The 16534-nt window shown below is 41.1% G+C and carries 17 protein-coding genes; all 17 read right to left on the reverse strand.

Annotated features, from left to right (window positions below):
- On the reverse strand, positions 1-2833 hold a 2833-nt coding region (locus PCY09_RS09720; RefSeq protein ID WP_301556716.1), incomplete at its 3' end, for an isopeptide-forming domain-containing fimbrial protein.
- Between the two features lie 388 nt (positions 2834-3221).
- Positions 3222-4220 (reverse strand): PhoH family protein, encoded by a 999-nt coding sequence (locus PCY09_RS09725; RefSeq protein WP_125397354.1) that lies wholly within the window; start codon positions 4218-4220, stop codon positions 3222-3224.
- Positions 4221-4304: 84 nt separating this feature from the next.
- Positions 4305-4520 carry a YozE family protein gene (locus PCY09_RS09730; RefSeq protein WP_045634687.1) on the reverse strand — a complete coding sequence of 72 codons (216 nt, stop codon included), beginning with the start codon at positions 4518-4520 and terminating at the stop codon, positions 4305-4307.
- A gap of 110 nt (positions 4521-4630) precedes the next feature.
- Positions 4631-5323, reverse strand: coding sequence for a phosphoglycerate mutase (locus tag PCY09_RS09735; protein ID WP_125397353.1), 693 nt, complete (start codon positions 5321-5323; stop codon positions 4631-4633).
- 161 nt (positions 5324-5484) lie between these two features.
- Complete coding sequence (gene perR / locus PCY09_RS09740) at positions 5485-5955, reverse strand: peroxide-responsive transcriptional repressor PerR (RefSeq protein WP_082307102.1); 471 nt, start codon at positions 5953-5955, stop codon at positions 5485-5487.
- A 365-nt stretch (positions 5956-6320) separates the two neighbouring features.
- A complete protein-coding gene (locus PCY09_RS09745; protein WP_008809079.1) occupies positions 6321-6596 on the reverse strand; it encodes an HU family DNA-binding protein in 276 nt (91 codons plus the stop codon).
- Positions 6597-6740: 144 nt separating this feature from the next.
- Positions 6741-7574 carry a DegV family protein gene (locus PCY09_RS09750; RefSeq protein ID WP_125366924.1) on the reverse strand — a complete coding sequence of 278 codons (834 nt, stop codon included), beginning with the start codon at positions 7572-7574 and terminating at the stop codon, positions 6741-6743.
- Between the two features lie 63 nt (positions 7575-7637).
- Positions 7638-8366: a metallophosphoesterase family protein gene (locus PCY09_RS09755; protein WP_060554037.1), complete on the reverse strand. Its 729-nt coding sequence runs from the start codon at positions 8364-8366 to the stop codon at positions 7638-7640.
- A 37-nt stretch (positions 8367-8403) separates the two neighbouring features.
- On the reverse strand, positions 8404-10062 hold the full coding sequence (gene recN / locus PCY09_RS09760; protein ID WP_125397352.1) for a DNA repair protein RecN: 1659 nt from the start codon (positions 10060-10062) through the stop codon (positions 8404-8406).
- Between the two features lie 7 nt (positions 10063-10069).
- The gene (locus tag PCY09_RS09765; RefSeq protein ID WP_008809083.1) at positions 10070-10501 is read right to left on the reverse strand and encodes an arginine repressor; all 432 of its coding nucleotides are present in this window, start codon (positions 10499-10501) and stop codon (positions 10070-10072) included.
- Entirely contained in the window at positions 10494-11309 is an 816-nt protein-coding gene (locus PCY09_RS09770) for a TlyA family RNA methyltransferase (RefSeq protein WP_125397351.1), read from the reverse strand. Before PCY09_RS09770 ends, PCY09_RS09765 begins: the two co-directional genes overlap by 8 nt.
- Entirely contained in the window at positions 11302-12177 is an 876-nt protein-coding gene (locus tag PCY09_RS09775; RefSeq protein ID WP_125366920.1) for a polyprenyl synthetase family protein, read from the reverse strand. Before PCY09_RS09775 ends, PCY09_RS09770 begins: the two co-directional genes overlap by 8 nt.
- Positions 12174-12386, reverse strand: a complete 213-nt coding sequence (locus PCY09_RS09780; RefSeq protein WP_008809086.1) for an exodeoxyribonuclease VII small subunit — start codon at positions 12384-12386, stop codon at positions 12174-12176. Before PCY09_RS09780 ends, PCY09_RS09775 begins: the two co-directional genes overlap by 4 nt.
- Positions 12364-13704: an exodeoxyribonuclease VII large subunit gene (gene xseA / locus PCY09_RS09785; protein WP_046165881.1), complete on the reverse strand. Its 1341-nt coding sequence runs from the start codon at positions 13702-13704 to the stop codon at positions 12364-12366. Before xseA ends, PCY09_RS09780 begins: the two co-directional genes overlap by 23 nt.
- Before the next feature lie 155 nt (positions 13705-13859).
- Positions 13860-14702, reverse strand: coding sequence for an NAD(P)H-hydrate dehydratase (locus PCY09_RS09790; protein ID WP_125397350.1), 843 nt, complete (start codon positions 14700-14702; stop codon positions 13860-13862).
- A gap of 107 nt (positions 14703-14809) precedes the next feature.
- Positions 14810-15583 (reverse strand): HAD hydrolase family protein, encoded by a 774-nt coding sequence (locus PCY09_RS09795; RefSeq protein ID WP_125369993.1) that lies wholly within the window; start codon positions 15581-15583, stop codon positions 14810-14812.
- Positions 15580-16434, reverse strand: a complete 855-nt coding sequence (locus PCY09_RS09800; protein ID WP_061583573.1) for a bifunctional methylenetetrahydrofolate dehydrogenase/methenyltetrahydrofolate cyclohydrolase — start codon at positions 16432-16434, stop codon at positions 15580-15582. Before PCY09_RS09800 ends, PCY09_RS09795 begins: the two co-directional genes overlap by 4 nt.
- Positions 16435-16534: the final 100 nt, after the last annotated feature.

The following is a 16534-nucleotide window of genomic DNA, read 5'->3' on the forward strand; positions in this document are numbered from 1 at the left end:
CCGCTCCATTGATGGTTTCGGAAGTCTTGTCATAGGTCTTGAAGCTCCATGTACCTTCTGCTGTCTTAACTTCCGTTTTACTTGGTTGCGTTGGAGTCGCTTGACTACCGTCTTTCAGATCTGTTTGAGCTACTGGAAGCAGATCTTTTACTTCTTGTGGAAGCTCTTTGCCTGGAGTTCCGCTGACAAACTCGTGAGTCGCCTTGTAGGTTGGCGCTGGGGTGAATTCCCAGGTTCCTACAAACTTAACATCCGCTCCATTGATAGTTTCAGATGGCTTGTCATATGACTTGAAGCTCCAGGTGCCTTCTGTTGTCTTAACCTCTGTTTTACTTGGTTGCGTTGGAGTCGCTTGACTACCATCTTTCAAGTCTGTTTGATCTACTGGAAGCAGATCTTTTACTTCTTGTGGAAGCTCTTTGCCTGGAGTTCCACTGACAAACTCGTGTGTCGCCTTGTAGGTTGGAGCTGGGGTGAATTCCCATGTTCCTACGAAGTGTGCGTCTGCTCCATTGATGGTTTCAGACGGCTTGTCGTAGGACTTGAAGCTCCAAGTGCCTTCTGTTGTCTTAACCTCTGTTTTACTTGGTTGCGTTGGAGTCGCTTGGCTGCCATCTTTCAAGTCTGTTTGAGCTACTGGAAGCAGATCTTTTACTTCTTGTGGAAGCTCTTTGCCTGGAGTTCCGCTGACAAACTCGTGAGTTGCCTTGTAGGTTGGGGTAGGGATGAATTCCCAGGTTCCTATGAAGTGTGCGTCTGCTCCATTGATGGTTTCGGAAGTCTTATCGTATGATTTGAAACTCCAAGTACCTTCTGTTGTCTTAACCTCTGTTTTACTTGGTTGCGTTGGAGTCGCTTGACTACCATCTTTCAAGTCTGTTTGATCTACTGGAAGCAGGACTTTCACTTCTTGTGGAAGCTCTTTGCCTGGAGTTCCACTCACAAACTCGTGAGTTGCCTTGTAGGTTGGCGCCGGGGTGAATTCCCAAGTGCCTACAAACTTAACATCCGCTCCATTGATGGTTTCTGAAGTCTTGTCATAGGACTTGAAGCTCCAAGTGCCTTCTGACGTCTTAACTTCCGTTTTACTTGGTTGTGTTGGCGTTGCTTGGCTGCCATCTTTCAAGTCTGTTTGAGCTACTGGAAGCAGATCTTTTACTTCTTGTGGAAGCTCTTTGCCTGGAGTTCCACTGACAAACTCGTGTGTCGCCTTGTAGGTTGGCGCTGGGGTGAATTCCCAGGTGCCTACGAAGTGTGCGTCTGCTCCATTGATGGTTTCTGAAGTCTTGTCATAGGACTTGAAGCTCCAAGTGCCTTCTGCTGTCTTAACCTCGGTTTTACTTGGTTGAGTCGGGGTTACTTGGCTTCCATTAGATAAATTCTTTTCTGTTGCTGGAAGCAGGTCTTTCACTTCTTGTGGAAGTTCTTTACCTGGAGTTCCACTCACAAACTCATGATGCTTTTCATAAAGAAGAGCAGTACTTACCTGATTAGAAGGAGCTGATAAATTATCAACATGCAATGTTACAGTGTTGTCAATTTTTTCAGAACCCTTTTCTTCTACCTTTTTGTTTGTAGCTGTTTTATAGGTAATAATGATATCCGACGAAGAGTTCCCTTTTAGGTATTCAGGTGTCATTTTAACGGTAACTGTTTGACCTGTCTTTTCAATCGTATAATCACGACCTTCTTGCAGCGTTACTCCACCTGATTCAACTTTAAGTTCTTTATAATCCAAACGCTCATCAAATTTTTGAACCATTTCAATAGATGAAGGGGCTGCTAAAATGTCCTTACCTGGAACCGGAACTTTAAAAGTAGCTTTATATGTTACATCTTGTCCTTCCTTAGCTGGAATCTCAGCTGGATCTACCTCAAGAACTGGTCGCGGATCAATCTTTTCAATATAAAGCCCAAATACCGCCGAGCAGGTTTCAGTTGATGAATAACCGAAATTCATACTGTTATTATTAGATCTAAGCGCTAAACCTGAAACGTTATTTTCATAGTTACTACCACTTGTTACTTGAGTCGCAATCCAAGCAGTTCGTTCTCCTTGGTCTTCCTGTTTCAAAACATTGGCGTTATTCATCAGACGAAGATTAACACCATTTTGATAATCTTTAACATAGAAGGTTTCCTTCAAGTTATTTGCATCCATTGCATCGATGTCCGTTGGTTTCATGACCAACTTCAAATCTGTCTCTGATCCATCTGCATAACGCAACTCTGCAGTTACATCAGCATCAATCCAAAATGCCTTATTCATGATGTAATCATGATTCGCATCCACATAAGGGACATTCCCAATTTCAAATGCATTGCTTTCCCACAATTCTGAGATTGAGAAAAATTCAACAGTAGATTTTTGAGCGCTATTCATCTCAGATTCTGCTTGAGCAGTGTTTAGATAGTGCAGGGTTACTTTATTGAAATTTAGATAAGCATCTACTTGCTTACCATTAACGGTTCCAATATTTGTGAATTTTAGAGAAAGAGGATTTTCAAAAACTTGATCCTGTTTTTTACTTTTATCTACTTTAAGAGTAAAGTTCTCCATCTCACCCGGATAGGCACCACCACTGAGATATTCATAATGGGGATTAGATAAATGAAACTGATCAACAGACTGTGATTTGGATAAAACACTGACATTGTTGATATTCAAATTAAACTTACGAATATCCAAGGTAGAGATATCCGTTCCATTTTTAATCTCTTCTAACGCAGCATAAGACTGAATTGGAAGAAGAAAAATAGAAAAAAATAAAACGATTAGGCCGATAAACGCCTTCATTTTTCTACCAAAATCGGTAGTAAATCGCATCTTCATCCGACTTCTCCTTTTCATAATTTATCTCCAAATTTAAAATGATCCGCATTCAATCATTTTAAATAGACATATTCACCATATTCTATCACAAAAATATTGCAAATGAAAGTACAATCAAAAAAATAATTACTTTTTTGTATTTTTCAATTACTACCCTCTGTAATACATACATTAACGATCTTATCATCTTAATAAAAACAAAAATTATGCCTTTTATACTATATTTTTTACTGTCCGATTTCCAATTGAGTTGCACACCTTATTGCGCCATATTTTTCAATAAGCAAAGCGCGAAATTATATGTATGGCGTTTTTTGTCCCTAATTTTATGAATCACAATAGGCTGAGAATCGCAGAAAAAAAGCAGAAATAAATCTGCTCTTTTTCTTTATTCAGTTTCCTTATCTGTTACTTCTGAGGTGTCAGATTTGATAGGATTTGCCGGTTCGTAAGCCCGAATAATCTGAGCCACCACTGGATGGCGGACTACATCTTTAGCCGAGAAATGCACAAAGTCAATCTGAGAAATATTTTTTAATTTTTCCTGGGCATCAATCAAACCAGATTTAACATTACGTGGTAGGTCAACCTGGCTAATATCTCCATTAACAATCATCTTAGATTGGAAGCCCAGCCGAGTCAGAAACATCTTCATCTGCATGATGGTCGTATTTTGCGCTTCATCTAGAATTACAAAAGCATCATCCAAAGTTCTACCCCGCATATAGGCCAAAGGAGCAATTTCAATAATTTCTCTCTCCATAAGGCGCGTCGTCTGGTCCTTGCCCAAAATCTGATACAAGGCATCATAGACCGGCCGCAGATATGGATCCACCTTTTCCTTAAGGTCACCAGGCAGAAATCCCAGACTCTCACCAGCCTCTACTGCTGGACGTGTCAGGATAATTCGCTTGACTTGCCCACGTTTAAGAGCAGTTACAGCCAGGGTCACTGCTAGAAAGGTCTTACCTGTTCCGGCTGGCCCGATTCCAAAGACAATATCATGATTCTTGACACTGTCCACATATATTTTTTGGCCAAGTGTCTTGACCCGAATCGGCTTACCGTAACTATCCTTGATGATTTCTTCTTCATAAAGGGCAACAAACTTATCAATCTCATCATTTTTGGCCATAGTAATTGCTGTTACCACATCAGGCGTTCCAATGGTCATGCCACGATTGACCAAGACCAAGAGAGCTTGAATCACTTGTCTAGCCTCTTCACAAGCAGTCTCTTCTCCCAATACCTGCACAATTTCAGTACGGGCATGAATCGTCACCTTTAATTCCTGCTCCATCAGACGCAGATGTCGTTCATTAGATCCAAAAAGGTGGAATGAATCATCTGGATGGCTCAACTTAATTTCTACTGAATGTTCCTGCAAACAAAGAACCTCTCTCATTTATTTTTTAATGAATTACCTTTATTATATCAAAGCAAGCAAAAAAAGACTATTTGGAACCTTTCTCTAATGTGCTTGATATTCCTCCCAAATTGCATCAAAGTCACCTAGATTAAAAGGAAAACTAGCATGCTCTTCCAAGAATCGACTGACCTCATCAAAATCGTCAGTGTGCTTGGGAAAAGCCGTATCCTGAAAAGCTAAATCAGCTAAAATCGCCTTTGGTTCATTGCTCTTTGGATTGCGCTCAGTCATGAGCCAACTATAAAATGATTTTCTCACTTGATTCCTTTCTGTCACAATTCTATAGAATTGCACATACTTTAAATATTACAGTCTATTATATCAAATAAATCAAAAACAGAAAGCCTAAGCCTCCTGTTTTCTAACTATTATTTTCCAAGGTAGTATTCTTTTACCACGTTCAATTTTTCGTCGAATTCAAATACCAATGGTGGGAAGTTAGGAATTTCCACACCCATGATTTCGTCATCTGACAATTGTTTGATGTGTTTTACAAGGGCACGGATAGAGTTACCGTGAGCTCCTACGAATACGTTTTTACCATCTTTAAGAGCTGGAGCGATTTTGTCTTCCCAGAATGGAAGGGCACGTTCCAAAGTCACTTTCAAGTTTTCAGCATCTGGAATTACTGAGTCGTCAAGTGAAGCGTAACGACGGTCAGTGTGTGCTGAGTATTCGTCATCACGAGGCATTGCAGGTGGCAACACATCGTATGAACGACGCCAGATGTGAACTTGCTCATCACCAAATTGTTCAGCAGCTTCAGCCTTGTTTTTACCAGTCAAACCACCGTAGTGACGTTCGTTCAAGCGCCATGATTTTTCAACCGGAACCCACAATTGGTCAGCAGCTTCAAGAGCCAAGTTTGTTGTTTTGATCGCACGTTTCAATACTGAAGTGTATGCTTGGTCAAATTCGATACCAGCTTCTTTGATCAATTTACCAGCGTCAATCGCTTGTTGTGTTCCTTTTTCAGACAAATCAACATCAGCCCAACCAGTGAAAAGGTTAGCTTTGTTCCATTCAGACTCACCGTGGCGAGCAAAAACTAATTTTACCATTAGAAATTCTCCTTTAATTTTTGAAAACTGTCATACAGCTACCATTATATTTTACAAAATTTTTCCTTAAAAAGCTAGTCTCAGTAAGATATTTGTGATATTTTTAACCAGAATATTAGAGCTAGCAAAAAGGGAGAGCGATCCCAACTTTCCCTTTATTTTTAACTAGCTTCCTGCTGTCGGGCCACACAATCTGGGCAGATACCATAGACCACCATTTGACTCTTAGTGATCTGATATCCCGTCTGATCTGCCGCTTCTTGCTGAACATCTGGTAAATCTAAATCCATATCAGCAATCCGACCGCATTTTTCACAGATAACATTAAGGTGCTGATGACCCATAAAATCGTAATAAGTTGTAGTATCATTCCGGACCTTAAGCTCGGAAACAAATCCCTCATCAATGAGAACCTTGAGATTATTGTAAACTGTTGCCAGGCTCATATTTGGAAATGCAGGCAGTAGAGCCTGATAAATCATATCAGCACTGGGATGATCATGGCTTTGGATAATAAAATCAATCACAGCCTTTCGAGTCTCTGTAATACGAACTCCTTTTTCTCTCAAATGGTTTAGTACATCTTGATAGTACTCTTTATTCTGGTCCAGATGGTGCTTATGTTCTTTCATATTCTTCTTCCCTATTCTTACTAGCTACCTACATTATATCACGTATAAGCAATCTTGACTATTAAGAATGATTGTAAATAAGAATTTTTATCAATAGATTTTTTACTCTCTATCATTAATCTGACTTGGAATAATTTTATTAAATCATTTAATTGCAAAACGGCATTGAAAATAATTGAACATTAAAAATAGTTATCTTTCAGATTCTATGTCTATTATATAACTACTTACACATATCACTCAAAAATAGACGTACATATTGTTAAACTATTAAACAGATAATCTCCCCAACTTTGCCCCAAAGCAACAAAAAAGCCTATTGTACAACGTCAAAACGTTGATACAATAGGCTTTGAAAATCAAGATTATTTAACAGCGTCTTTAAGTGCTTTACCTGCTTTGAAAGCTGGAACTTTAGAAGCTGCGATTTTGATTTCTTTACCAGTTTGTGGGTTGCGACCTTTACGAGCTGCACGTTCACGAACTTCGAAGTTACCAAAACCGATCAATTGAACTTTTTCACCTTTTGAAAGGTATTCAGTTACAGCTGCAAATACTGCATCAACAGCTGCTGCTGAGTCTTTTTTAGTCAATTCTGTAGCTGCTGCTACTTTTGCAATCAAATCTTGTTTGTTAGCCATTTAACAAATCCTCCAAAAATTTTATCGGGTAATGAATACCCTAACATGTACTATCATAACTTAAAAACGTTTTTAGGTCAAGCCTAAAACAACGTTTTTACAATTTTTCTAGGCTGATTTCCTTTGATTTTTCTTATTTAATACTTAGCGGTATCGAATTAAAATTGCCCAAGCATTTTCGCCAGTATGCGTTTGAATAATCGACCCAGTTTCGAGTACAGAAATTGATTTTTCAACAAACTTTTGCAATCTTTCTTTCATTTCTGTAGCATAAGCAGGAGTTCCTGCATAGGAAATGCCAATTTCTTCTATATCTACATTCGTCAACTTATCCTCCAGCTCATTCAACCATTTTTTAAAGGTTTTATCCCCTCGGCCTTTTACAATTGTTTGGAGCTGGTGATTTTTCATTTGCATCACTACTCGGATATTAAGCAATGAGCTGATTAAGCCAGTCACCCGACCGATTCGCCCACCCTTAACCAAGTTCTCAAGAGTCGAAACACCAATATAAAGTTCGGATTTTTCTTTTACTTCTTCTATTCTTTGTAAAATCTCATCCAACTCAGCACCATCTTTAGCTAGTTTAGCAGCCTCTACCACCTGAAATTTAAGAGCCTGATCTGTAAAAGAGCTATCAATAATGGTCACATCTGCATTAGCTAGAGTAGCACCCTGCCTTGCTGCTTCAATAGTACCAGACAAAGCATGTGACATATGAATAGCTATGATATGATCAGCTGTTTCTGCCAGTGCTTCAAACACTTCAGCAAAGACTCCCACCGGAGGCTGACTCGTTTTTGGTAAATTCTTACTTTCCTTCATCAGGCGTAAAAATTCACCCTCTTTTAAATCCGAATCTGAATAAACTACACCGTCAACCATGACAGAGAGCGGAACAATTGTAATATCTAACTCTTTTACAACTTCTGGTTCAATCGTGATGGAAGAATCGGTTACAATTTTTATTTTTGCCATTTTTTCCCTACTTATTGCATTTATTGTTTTTATTATATCAAAATAATTTCATTTTTGGAATGGCTAACCTTCTGAAGAACATTGGTCATTTCTTATAAAGTGATGCTCTTTAATCCCCGAATCATCCAAAAGTAGTCCGTGCAAGACACCACCATAGACAGCACCGCCATCCATACCAATTTTCCCATCTGATGTCTGCCAAAGTTGGCTGATTCCAGGTTTTTCATGGAAAAGATAGAAAGTTGGTGTATGGCCAAAGACTATCGTCTTCCCTGTACGATTGTCTCCTTCATGGAAAGGAGCTCGAATCCAGACTTTTTGATAGTCTGAAGTATCATGCCAATCATCCAAGTCTAATTCAATTCCAGCATGAACAAAAATATATTTATCTGTCTCCAGCACAAAAGGCATTTTACGGATAAATTCAACTAAATCTGGTGCCTTTTCTAAAACAGCTTGCGCATCCAATACTGCGTCAACAGGAGCATCCAAAGGCCGTCCCAAAATAGAATTAATAGTTGTATCCCCACCATTTCGGCGGTAATGGTCATAAGACTTAGCTGGATTATCCAACCAAGTCAGAAACATAAACTCATGATTTCCTGATAAGCAAATCGCTCCTTGCTGATTTACCAAGTCTCTAACTTTCTCTAAAACAGCTCGGCTATTTTCCCCACGATCAATCAAATCACCTAAAAAGACCAGCTGAGAATGACCATCCCACTTTTGCAATAAGTCATTTAGCATGTCATACTTGCCATGAACATCCCCAATAACAAAGTAATCAGTCATCTTTCTCCCCCTCTTGATCAAAAGTACTTCTGCAAGCCTATTTCTTTAATAATTCACGCGCCTGGCTCAAAGCGGCTTCTGTTACATTTTCACCAGCTAACATCTTAGCAATTTCTTCCACTCGCTCATCGAAGTCCAAGAGACGAACAGTTGAAACAGTAGAATTTTCATCAGAAATTTTTTCAATAAAGAATTGGTTGTCTGCAATGGCAATGACTTGTGGCAGATGAGAGATTGCTAAAACCTGACCATTACTGCCAATCTTATGGATTTTTTGTGCAATAGCTTGAGCTACACGACCCGAAACTCCTGTATCAACTTCGTCAAAGACTATACTAGTCTTTCCTTCTTTCCGAGAAAAAGCTGATTTAATTGCAAGCATTAGACGAGATAATTCCCCACCTGATGCAACCTTAACTAAAGGCTTAAAGTTTTCTCCAGGATTAGTTGAAATATAAAACTCCACTTGCTCATTACCTTCACGGTTAAACTTGCTCTTGTTAAATTGAACTTGAAAATTCGCTTTTTCCATATAGAGATCTTGCAGTTCCTGCTTAATTTCCGACTCAAGTTGTTTAGCTAAAGTATGCCTTGCTTGGCTAAGCTGTCCAGCCAAATTCACCAACCGCTTTTCTAACTCTTTAAGTTCTGCCTCTAAATCTTCAGAAGATGAATGACTACCTGTCAGTAGCTGGTACTCTTTCGAAATTTGCGAAAAATATTCTAGAACATCATCTACTTGGCCACCATATTTTCGAGTGATACTGTTAATCAAATCTAAACGACTTTCAACCTGCATCAAGCGGTTGCCATCAAAATCTAGGCCATCTAAGATATCCTCCAACCGTTTAGTCACATCTTCCAGAACGTAATAGGTCTCAGAAAGACTCGAAGATAATTCCTTATATATTGGGTCATATTCTTCAATAGACTCCATATCGTTCATAGCTGAACGCACATTAGCCAAACTAGAAAAATCCTCGTTATCCAACATAGCGTATGCATTGGTCAAGGTATCAGCAATCAGCTTGTGATTGAGTAAGCGATCACGTTCTTGGTGGAGAGCTTTGTCTTCACCAGTTTTCAAGGAAGCACTATCAATTTCAGCCATCTGAAATTCTAGCATTTCAATGCGAGCCTTATGCTCCTCTTGATTTTTATGCAAGGTCAGAACCTGTTTGCGAAGCTGACGATAGTGATCAAAGGTTTCTTGATAGAAAGCTTTCAAGGCAACGAAATCCTCATCTCCAAACTCATCCAACATGGCTATATGAAGCTGAGGACGCATTAATTCTTCCTGATCGTGTTGACCATGAATATCTACTAAATGTTGACCAATAGCCTTCAAAACTGATAGATTAACTAACTGTCCATTAACCCGGCTGACGCTACGGCCATTTTGCAGAATTTCTCGGCGGATAATAAGCTCATCAGTCAATTCCAAGCCCTGCTCTTCAAAAATTGCTTCTATAGCTGAGCTATTCTCCAATGAAAACAATCCTTCAATTTCTGCCTTAGTAGCTCCATGACGAATAACATCTGTAGTAGCACGGCTACCCAGCATCATATTCATAGCATCGATAATGATAGACTTTCCTGCCCCAGTTTCGCCGGTCAGGACTGTCATCCCTTGGTCAAAATGAAGAGAGATTTCTTCAATAATAGCAAAGTTTTTTATAGAGATTTCTAATAACATGGCTTTCCTACCAATTCTCGATAACGTCTAAAATTCTTGAAATGTCTTCTTTATCTTTAAGAATCATCAAAATACTATCATCATCTGTGATAATGCTAAATATTTTTTCTGAGAATGCTTCAGTGATTTGTCTTTTAATGACAGCCGTACTTCCAGGAACCAAGTTCAGATTAATCATATTTCCTAAGGTGCTAGCTTCTAGAATTGTATTCTCAGCTAGCTTTAAACTACTACTCACTGACTTGGGAATTTCATAAATATAGGTGTTGTTCTTCAGTGGCGTTTTTACAATCCCCAATTCCTTGATATCTCTAGAAACTGTCGCCTGAGTTGCTTTAATCCCTGACTGTCTTAAATAAGTAACAATCTCCTCCTGGGTACCAATCTCAAAATCATTGACAAATCGTCTAATTTTTTCTAATCTTTCCTTTTTATTCATCCTTAAATTCCTTATGCGCTGCCTCAACCACCGTGCCGATCAGGTCTGCTACTAGATTTTGGGGTTGAGATTCTTTTTCTAAATAAGCCAAAAATTCAACATTGCCGTGTCCCCCTTGGATAGGAGAGTAATTCAGGCCTTTGACAGAAAAACCAAGTTCTACCATAAAAGATGTGACCTTTTCTAAGACCGCTACATGGACTTTTTTATCTTTGATGATGCCGTTCTTGCCAATCTGTTCTCGACCGGCTTCAAACTGTGGTTTTATCAAGGCAACAACCTGCCCTTCTTCCGCCAGAATTTCCTTCAAGGCAGGTAAAATCAAACTCAGAGAGATAAAACTGACATCAATGCTAGCAAACTGCGGTATTTGTTCAAAATCAGCTACTGAAGCATAGCGAAAATTATACTGTTCCATGCTGATGACGCGCTGATCCTGTCTAAGTTTCCAAGCTAATTGGTTAGTGCCGACATCAACAGCGTAGACGAGACTTGCACCGTTTTGCAACATAACATCAGTAAAGCCACCAGTCGAAGCACCAATATCTAGCGTTACCTTATCTTTCACTGAAATTCCAAAAACTTGCAAGGCCTTTTCTAATTTTAGTCCACCACGGCTGACAAACTTCAATTTTTCACCTTTAAGTTTTAGTTCAGTTGTATCATCAATCTTTTCACCTGGCTTATCGAAGCGCTGACCGTTGATAACTGACACAACTAGGCCAGCCATAACCCCCCGTTTTGCCTGCTCTCTAGTTTCAAAAAGTCCTTGTTTAAAAGCTAGAACGTCTACTCTTTCCTTAGTCATATAATCTCAAACTTTCTATGATTTTCGTGAGGCTTTCTCCTGAGAAGGGGCGATTCTGAGCGATCTCCTTCAGTAAATTTTGAGCCTGATCTAAAGCTTGATCCAAAATTTCTTTTGCCTTTTCTAACCCCAAAAGAGCTGGATAGGTAGACTTAGCTGCAGCCAAGTCTTTTTGCGGTGTTTTACCCAATTCTTCAAAACTCGCCGTCACATCTAAAATATCATCTCGAACCTGAAATGCTAAACCTATCAACTCACCAATCTGGCGAAGTTTAGCTTGGACTCCTTCATCAACCTGCACTAGCAATCCTGCTGCTACAAAAGGAAAGGCTAAGAGCTTGCCCGTTTTGTGAGCATGAATAGCCTGAAGTTCTTCCAAATCAAGCTGACAGCCTTCCCCTTCCATATCGAGAGCTTGCCCCCCAACCATGCCGAAGGTCCCAGCTGCTTGCGATAGTTCCATAATCAAATTCACCTTAACCTGGCTTGGTAACTCTGCTACAGCTATCAAGCCGTAAGGATCTAAAAAGAGAGAATCTCCTGCTAATATAGCCATGGCTTCGCCAAATTTTTTATGATTAGTCAAACGCCCACGCCGATAGTCATCATCATCCATTGCTGGTAAATCATCATGAATGAGACTTCCAGTATGAATCATTTCCAAAGCGGAAGCTACTTGAAAATGTGCAGACTGAAGAGGCAAACCAAATGCCTCAACTAGCTCTAATAATAGCAAAGGCCGAATCCGCTTGCCACCTGCTTGAACAGAGTAGAGAATGGATTCTACCAAAGAATCTGACACTGCTTTCTTACTATAATAGTCAATGATCGTCTGGTCTATCTGTCTTATTTTTTCTTCCTGGTTCATTCCATTTCCGTTTCTGTACCATCTTCTTGCATGACCTTAACCAAGGTCTTTTCTGCCTTGTCCAGACTAGCCTGGAGTTCCTTTGAAAGCTTCATCCCCTTTTGAAATTCCGCAATCGCCTCTTCCAGGGCTACATCACCATTTTCCAGCTTTTGAACAATGACTTCCAAGTCTGCTAAGTTTTCTTCAAATTTCTTTTCTTTGGACATGTTTCACCTCTACTTCCAGCTGCCCATCCCGCATAAGCAAGGTCAGCTCATCTTTCTCTTCAATGCCTGCACTTGATTCGATAACCTTTTGATTCTTTTGGACAATAGCATAGCCACGCGCCACGATTCGACTGGTATCCAGCATAAGCAAGGCCTCGGACAATCTCCTGACTTGAGCCACCTTGTTATCATAAATGACCGCCATGTTGCTACGCAACAAACGCTCCAGCTGGACAGTCTGCTCTTGAAAACGCTGAACGCGACTGAGCGGATTCAATACTTCTAAACGATGCTGCAAGATTTTGACCCGCTGTTGCTCTTCACTATAATATTCGCGAATTTTTTGCTTTAGTCGCAGGTTGAGCTGGTCTAACTTCTGCAGATGACCATCGTAAAGCCGCTCTGGCTGACGGAAGATAACCGACTGGGTTAGCTTATTCAACCGCTCTCGATAATAGCTCAGGCGATTGGACATTGCCCGTGACATGCGGTTTTCCTGCTGCTGCAAATGTCCTAGCAGATCTAGCTTAGTGACTGGTGTTGCTAGCTCAGCCGCTGCCGTTGGAGTCGCAGCCCTGCGATCTGCTACAAAGTCCGCCAAAGTCGTATCTGTCTCATGGCCGACACTAGAGATAACAGGAATCCGAGACTCAAAAATAGCCCGTACTGTTTCCTCTTCGTTGAAAGCCCAGAGATCTTCGATAGAACCGCCACCTCGACCAATAATCAGCACATCCAAATCCGACCGCTCATTGGCCAGTCTGATGTGGTCAGCAACCTGAGCTGCAGCCCCATCCCCCTGCACCTTGGTAGGATAAAGGACAATCTCCACTCCCGGAAAGCGACGGCTGACCGTCGTGATAATATCTCGGATGACCGCTCCGCTGGGACTGGTTACGACGCCGATTTTCTTAGGAAATTGTGGCAAGGCTTGCTTGAATTTGTCTTGAAAAAGACCTTCTTCTCCAAGTTTTTTCTTGAGCTGTTCAAACTGGATAGCCAAAGCTCCGATACCATCCGGCTCTGCCTTTTCGATGATAATAGAATAGGAACCGCTCGGCTCATAGAGCTGTACCCGGCCAATGACATTGATTTTCATGCCTTCTTCCAGCTCAAAGCCCAACTTCTGGTAGACACCGGACCAAATCGTGACCTGAATGACGGCCTTTTCATCTTTCAATGAGAAATACTGATGATTGGGACGCCGGCGGAAATTGGACACCTGACCAGTCAAGTAGACCCGCTCCAAATAAGGATCGCGCTCAAACTTCATCTTCAGATACTTGGTCAAGGTCGAAACCGACAAATATTCTGGCATGTCCTTTTCCTTTCTTATCTAGTTTTCACATAACATTTATTATAACAAAAAACTGCATAAAAAACCGATTTCAAAACTTAAAAATGCCTTGAAAAGCAAGAAAAAACTGGGCACCTCAAAATAGAACCCAGCATACAAAAAAACCAAGAAACAGTCTACCGACTCATCTCCTTCATCCACCTTGGAATGGCTCTGCTGATTGACGTTGGTAGGACGACATAAGCCTCCTGACTCAATTCATCCGCGATAAGGGAGTGAAGAAGGGTTGCAGCCGTGACTCGCTCAAAGGGACTGCTTGATTTGAACTGACCCGCAAAAGCGGCAATCATACCAGCCAGCGTGTCCCCCATGCCGCCAGTTGCCTGATAAGGTCCGCCTACTGTCAGCTCAAAGACCTGCTCTTGACCACTTTGATAGATGGTCGTCCCATGCTTTTTCTGCACAACAATACTGCCTAGAGGCAGCTGATTGACCGCCGCCTGATTGGCTACCGCTGTCTGTTCTGACAAGCTCAAACCTGCTAAGCCTTCCCACTCCTTTTGATGAGGGGTAAAAACTGTTTGGGCTTTTGGAAATGGCAAAGCTGCCTTGCTAAAGAGTGAAATGGCGCCGCCATCCATGATGAGTATCTGCTGTTCTGACACAGTCTGGATTACCTTTTGTAGGATATCTAGACCTAGTTGATTCTCCGCCAAACCAGGACCAATCAAGACTAGATCTGATTTAGCCAGCTGCTCTGTCAATCGGTCTTGCTCCTCTAAGTCAAAGGCCATGGCCTCCGGTAAATGACTGTGCAGAGGGGCGATATTTTCTCTATCTGTAGCAACGGTCACCAGACCTGCTCCACTATTGACAGCCGCTAAAGCTGCCATGATGATGGCACCACCATAAGGATAGGTTCCCCCAATCAGTAAGAGACGGCCATAGTCCCCCTTGTGACTATCCAAGGGACGTTTCCTAATAACTTTTTTTAAAATATTTTCAGCATTTTTTGACATGATATTCTCCTAGACCAACTTCATCCTGTACTGGTCTCAAGATGACCAAACCTATCTTCATTATACACCAAAAGGCACCTAAACAGGTGCCTCGTATCGCTAGAAAGTTATTTTTCTCGGAAATCTGCAAATTTTTGTAAGATTCTTGCTGCGACTGCCTTGGGTAGATTTTCCTGAAAGGCAACCTGCTCATCCGCATAATCGCTCAAGCCTGGGAAATCTCCAACCTGCACAGCGTAGAGAGAATTCTTAAATAGCTGGATATCATTTTGATCATTACCAAAAGCCACATAATCCGAACCGCAGAGTTCCTTTACAGTTGAAGCCTTATTGGTTTCAGCCGGATTGATATAAAAACATTTCTCATGTTCATGATAGTCTAGACTTAGATTGGGCAAGTTTGTAAAACGAGCCTGTAAATCGTCTAAGAGCTGCTCATGATTCCCCATGTAAATAACGACCTTAATAGGATGCTGGAGTTCAGTCAGTTCCAGCCGTCTTGCTCGCTTTAGAGGATCTACACTGGCAATAAAAGGGATTTTTTCTAAAATCTGGCCACTATAGTCAAAAGTATTATCAACGAAAAAAGGCAAATTATAGGTCAAACAAGTATCTAGAATGGCTTGATAACTCGACTGATGCAGCTGACGCTCAAACACCAGCTGTCCATTCTGATAAGCTACTCCGCCGTTCAGGCCAATCACTATCTGCTGGCTCAATTCCGGATCTAATAGCCCCAAACAATCCCGATAGGAGCGCGCCGAAGCAAACAGAACCTCATGCCCAAACTGAGGCGCCATCAGCAGGACCTGTTTAATCTCTTCATCAATCGTCATATAATCGAAAGACAAGGTCCCATCCAAATCAAAGACAAATTTCATGATTCAAGACTCCGTTTAAAGGCCTGGTAGGTCTGCTCCATCAGCATGGTAATGGTCATAGGCCCAACACCTCCAGGTACAGGAGTAATCAAACTAGCAATTTCAGCCACTTCATCAAACTTAACATCGCCAATTAGCTTGCCGTTCTCATCTCGATTCATACCGACATCAATGACAACAGCCCCTTCCTTGACAAAGTCCTTGGTTACAAAATGTCCACGACCGATAGCCACTACCAAGATGTCCGCTCGCTTAGCAAGCTTGGCTAGATTGTGGGTTCGAGAATGTGTCAGAGTCACTGTTGCATTCTTAGCCAAAAGGAGCTGAGCCATAGGCTTACCGACAATATTGCTTCGCCCGATAACAACCGCTCGCTTACCTTCCAGTTCAACACCGTATTCATGGAACATTTCCATAATGCCTGCTGGAGTAGCCGGAATCATAACCGGATGGCCACTCCATAGCTTGCCCATATTAAGCGGATGGAAGCCATCTACGTCCTTATCTGGATCAATGGCCAGCAGTACCGCTTCATCATCAATATGATCTGGCAAGGGCAACTGAACTAAAATTCCATGCCAATCAGGATTTTGATTATAAGTTTCAATTAAACTCAACAACTCTTCCTGACTGGTCTCTGCTGGCAGACGATCTACCTTACTCCGAAATCCAGCTGCCAAGGCTGAGCGTTCTTTATTACGTACATAAATTTGACTAGCAGGATTATTCCCCACTAGAATCACTACCAAACCAGGTGTTTGTCCTGTTTTCTCTTTTAACTTAGCAGTTTTTTGGGCTAACTTCCCTTGTAACTTTGCAGCTAATGCCTTCCCATCAATTAACTCAGCCATCTCTCTCCCCCTCTTCTTATCACTGTGCCTTCTATTATATCAAAAAACGACTTAATCCCCCTATACATTTTCCTTATACCAGACTATAGTCTAATCTTTT

The sequence above is a fragment of the Streptococcus sp. SG2 genome, assembly GCF_030439925.1.
GTDB classification, from domain to species: domain Bacteria; phylum Bacillota; class Bacilli; order Lactobacillales; family Streptococcaceae; genus Streptococcus; species Streptococcus gordonii.

What these genes read in the sequence shown, in the direction of transcription:
- perR (WP_082307102.1), bottom strand. Translation starts at nt 5,955, where the DNA reads ATGAAAGAACATAAGCACCATCTGGACCAGAATAAAGAGTACTATCAA.
- PCY09_RS09755 (WP_060554037.1), bottom strand. Translation starts at nt 8,366, where the DNA reads ATGACTGATTACTTTGTTATTGGGGATGTTCATGGCAAGTATGACATG.
- recN (WP_125397352.1), bottom strand. Translation starts at nt 10,062, where the DNA reads ATGTTATTAGAAATCTCTATAAAAAACTTTGCTATTATTGAAGAAATC.
- PCY09_RS09790 (WP_125397350.1), bottom strand. Translation starts at nt 14,702, where the DNA reads ATGTCAAAAAATGCTGAAAATATTTTAAAAAAAGTTATTAGGAAACGT.
- PCY09_RS09770 (WP_125397351.1), bottom strand. Translation starts at nt 11,309, where the DNA reads ATGACTAAGGAAAGAGTAGACGTTCTAGCTTTTAAACAAGGACTTTTT.
- PCY09_RS09780 (WP_008809086.1), bottom strand. Translation starts at nt 12,386, where the DNA reads ATGTCCAAAGAAAAGAAATTTGAAGAAAACTTAGCAGACTTGGAAGTC.
- PCY09_RS09795 (WP_125369993.1), bottom strand. Translation starts at nt 15,583, where the DNA reads ATGAAATTTGTCTTTGATTTGGATGGGACCTTGTCTTTCGATTATATG.
- PCY09_RS09745 (WP_008809079.1), bottom strand. Translation starts at nt 6,596, where the DNA reads ATGGCTAACAAACAAGATTTGATTGCAAAAGTAGCAGCAGCTACAGAA.
- xseA (WP_046165881.1), bottom strand. Translation starts at nt 13,704, where the DNA reads ATGCCAGAATATTTGTCGGTTTCGACCTTGACCAAGTATCTGAAGATG.
- PCY09_RS09735 (WP_125397353.1), bottom strand. Translation starts at nt 5,323, where the DNA reads ATGGTAAAATTAGTTTTTGCTCGCCACGGTGAGTCTGAATGGAACAAA.
- PCY09_RS09765 (WP_008809083.1), bottom strand. Translation starts at nt 10,501, where the DNA reads ATGAATAAAAAGGAAAGATTAGAAAAAATTAGACGATTTGTCAATGAT.
- PCY09_RS09800 (WP_061583573.1), bottom strand. Translation starts at nt 16,434, where the DNA reads ATGGCTGAGTTAATTGATGGGAAGGCATTAGCTGCAAAGTTACAAGGG.
- PCY09_RS09750 (WP_125366924.1), bottom strand. Translation starts at nt 7,574, where the DNA reads ATGGCAAAAATAAAAATTGTAACCGATTCTTCCATCACGATTGAACCA.
- PCY09_RS09775 (WP_125366920.1), bottom strand. Translation starts at nt 12,177, where the DNA reads ATGAACCAGGAAGAAAAAATAAGACAGATAGACCAGACGATCATTGAC.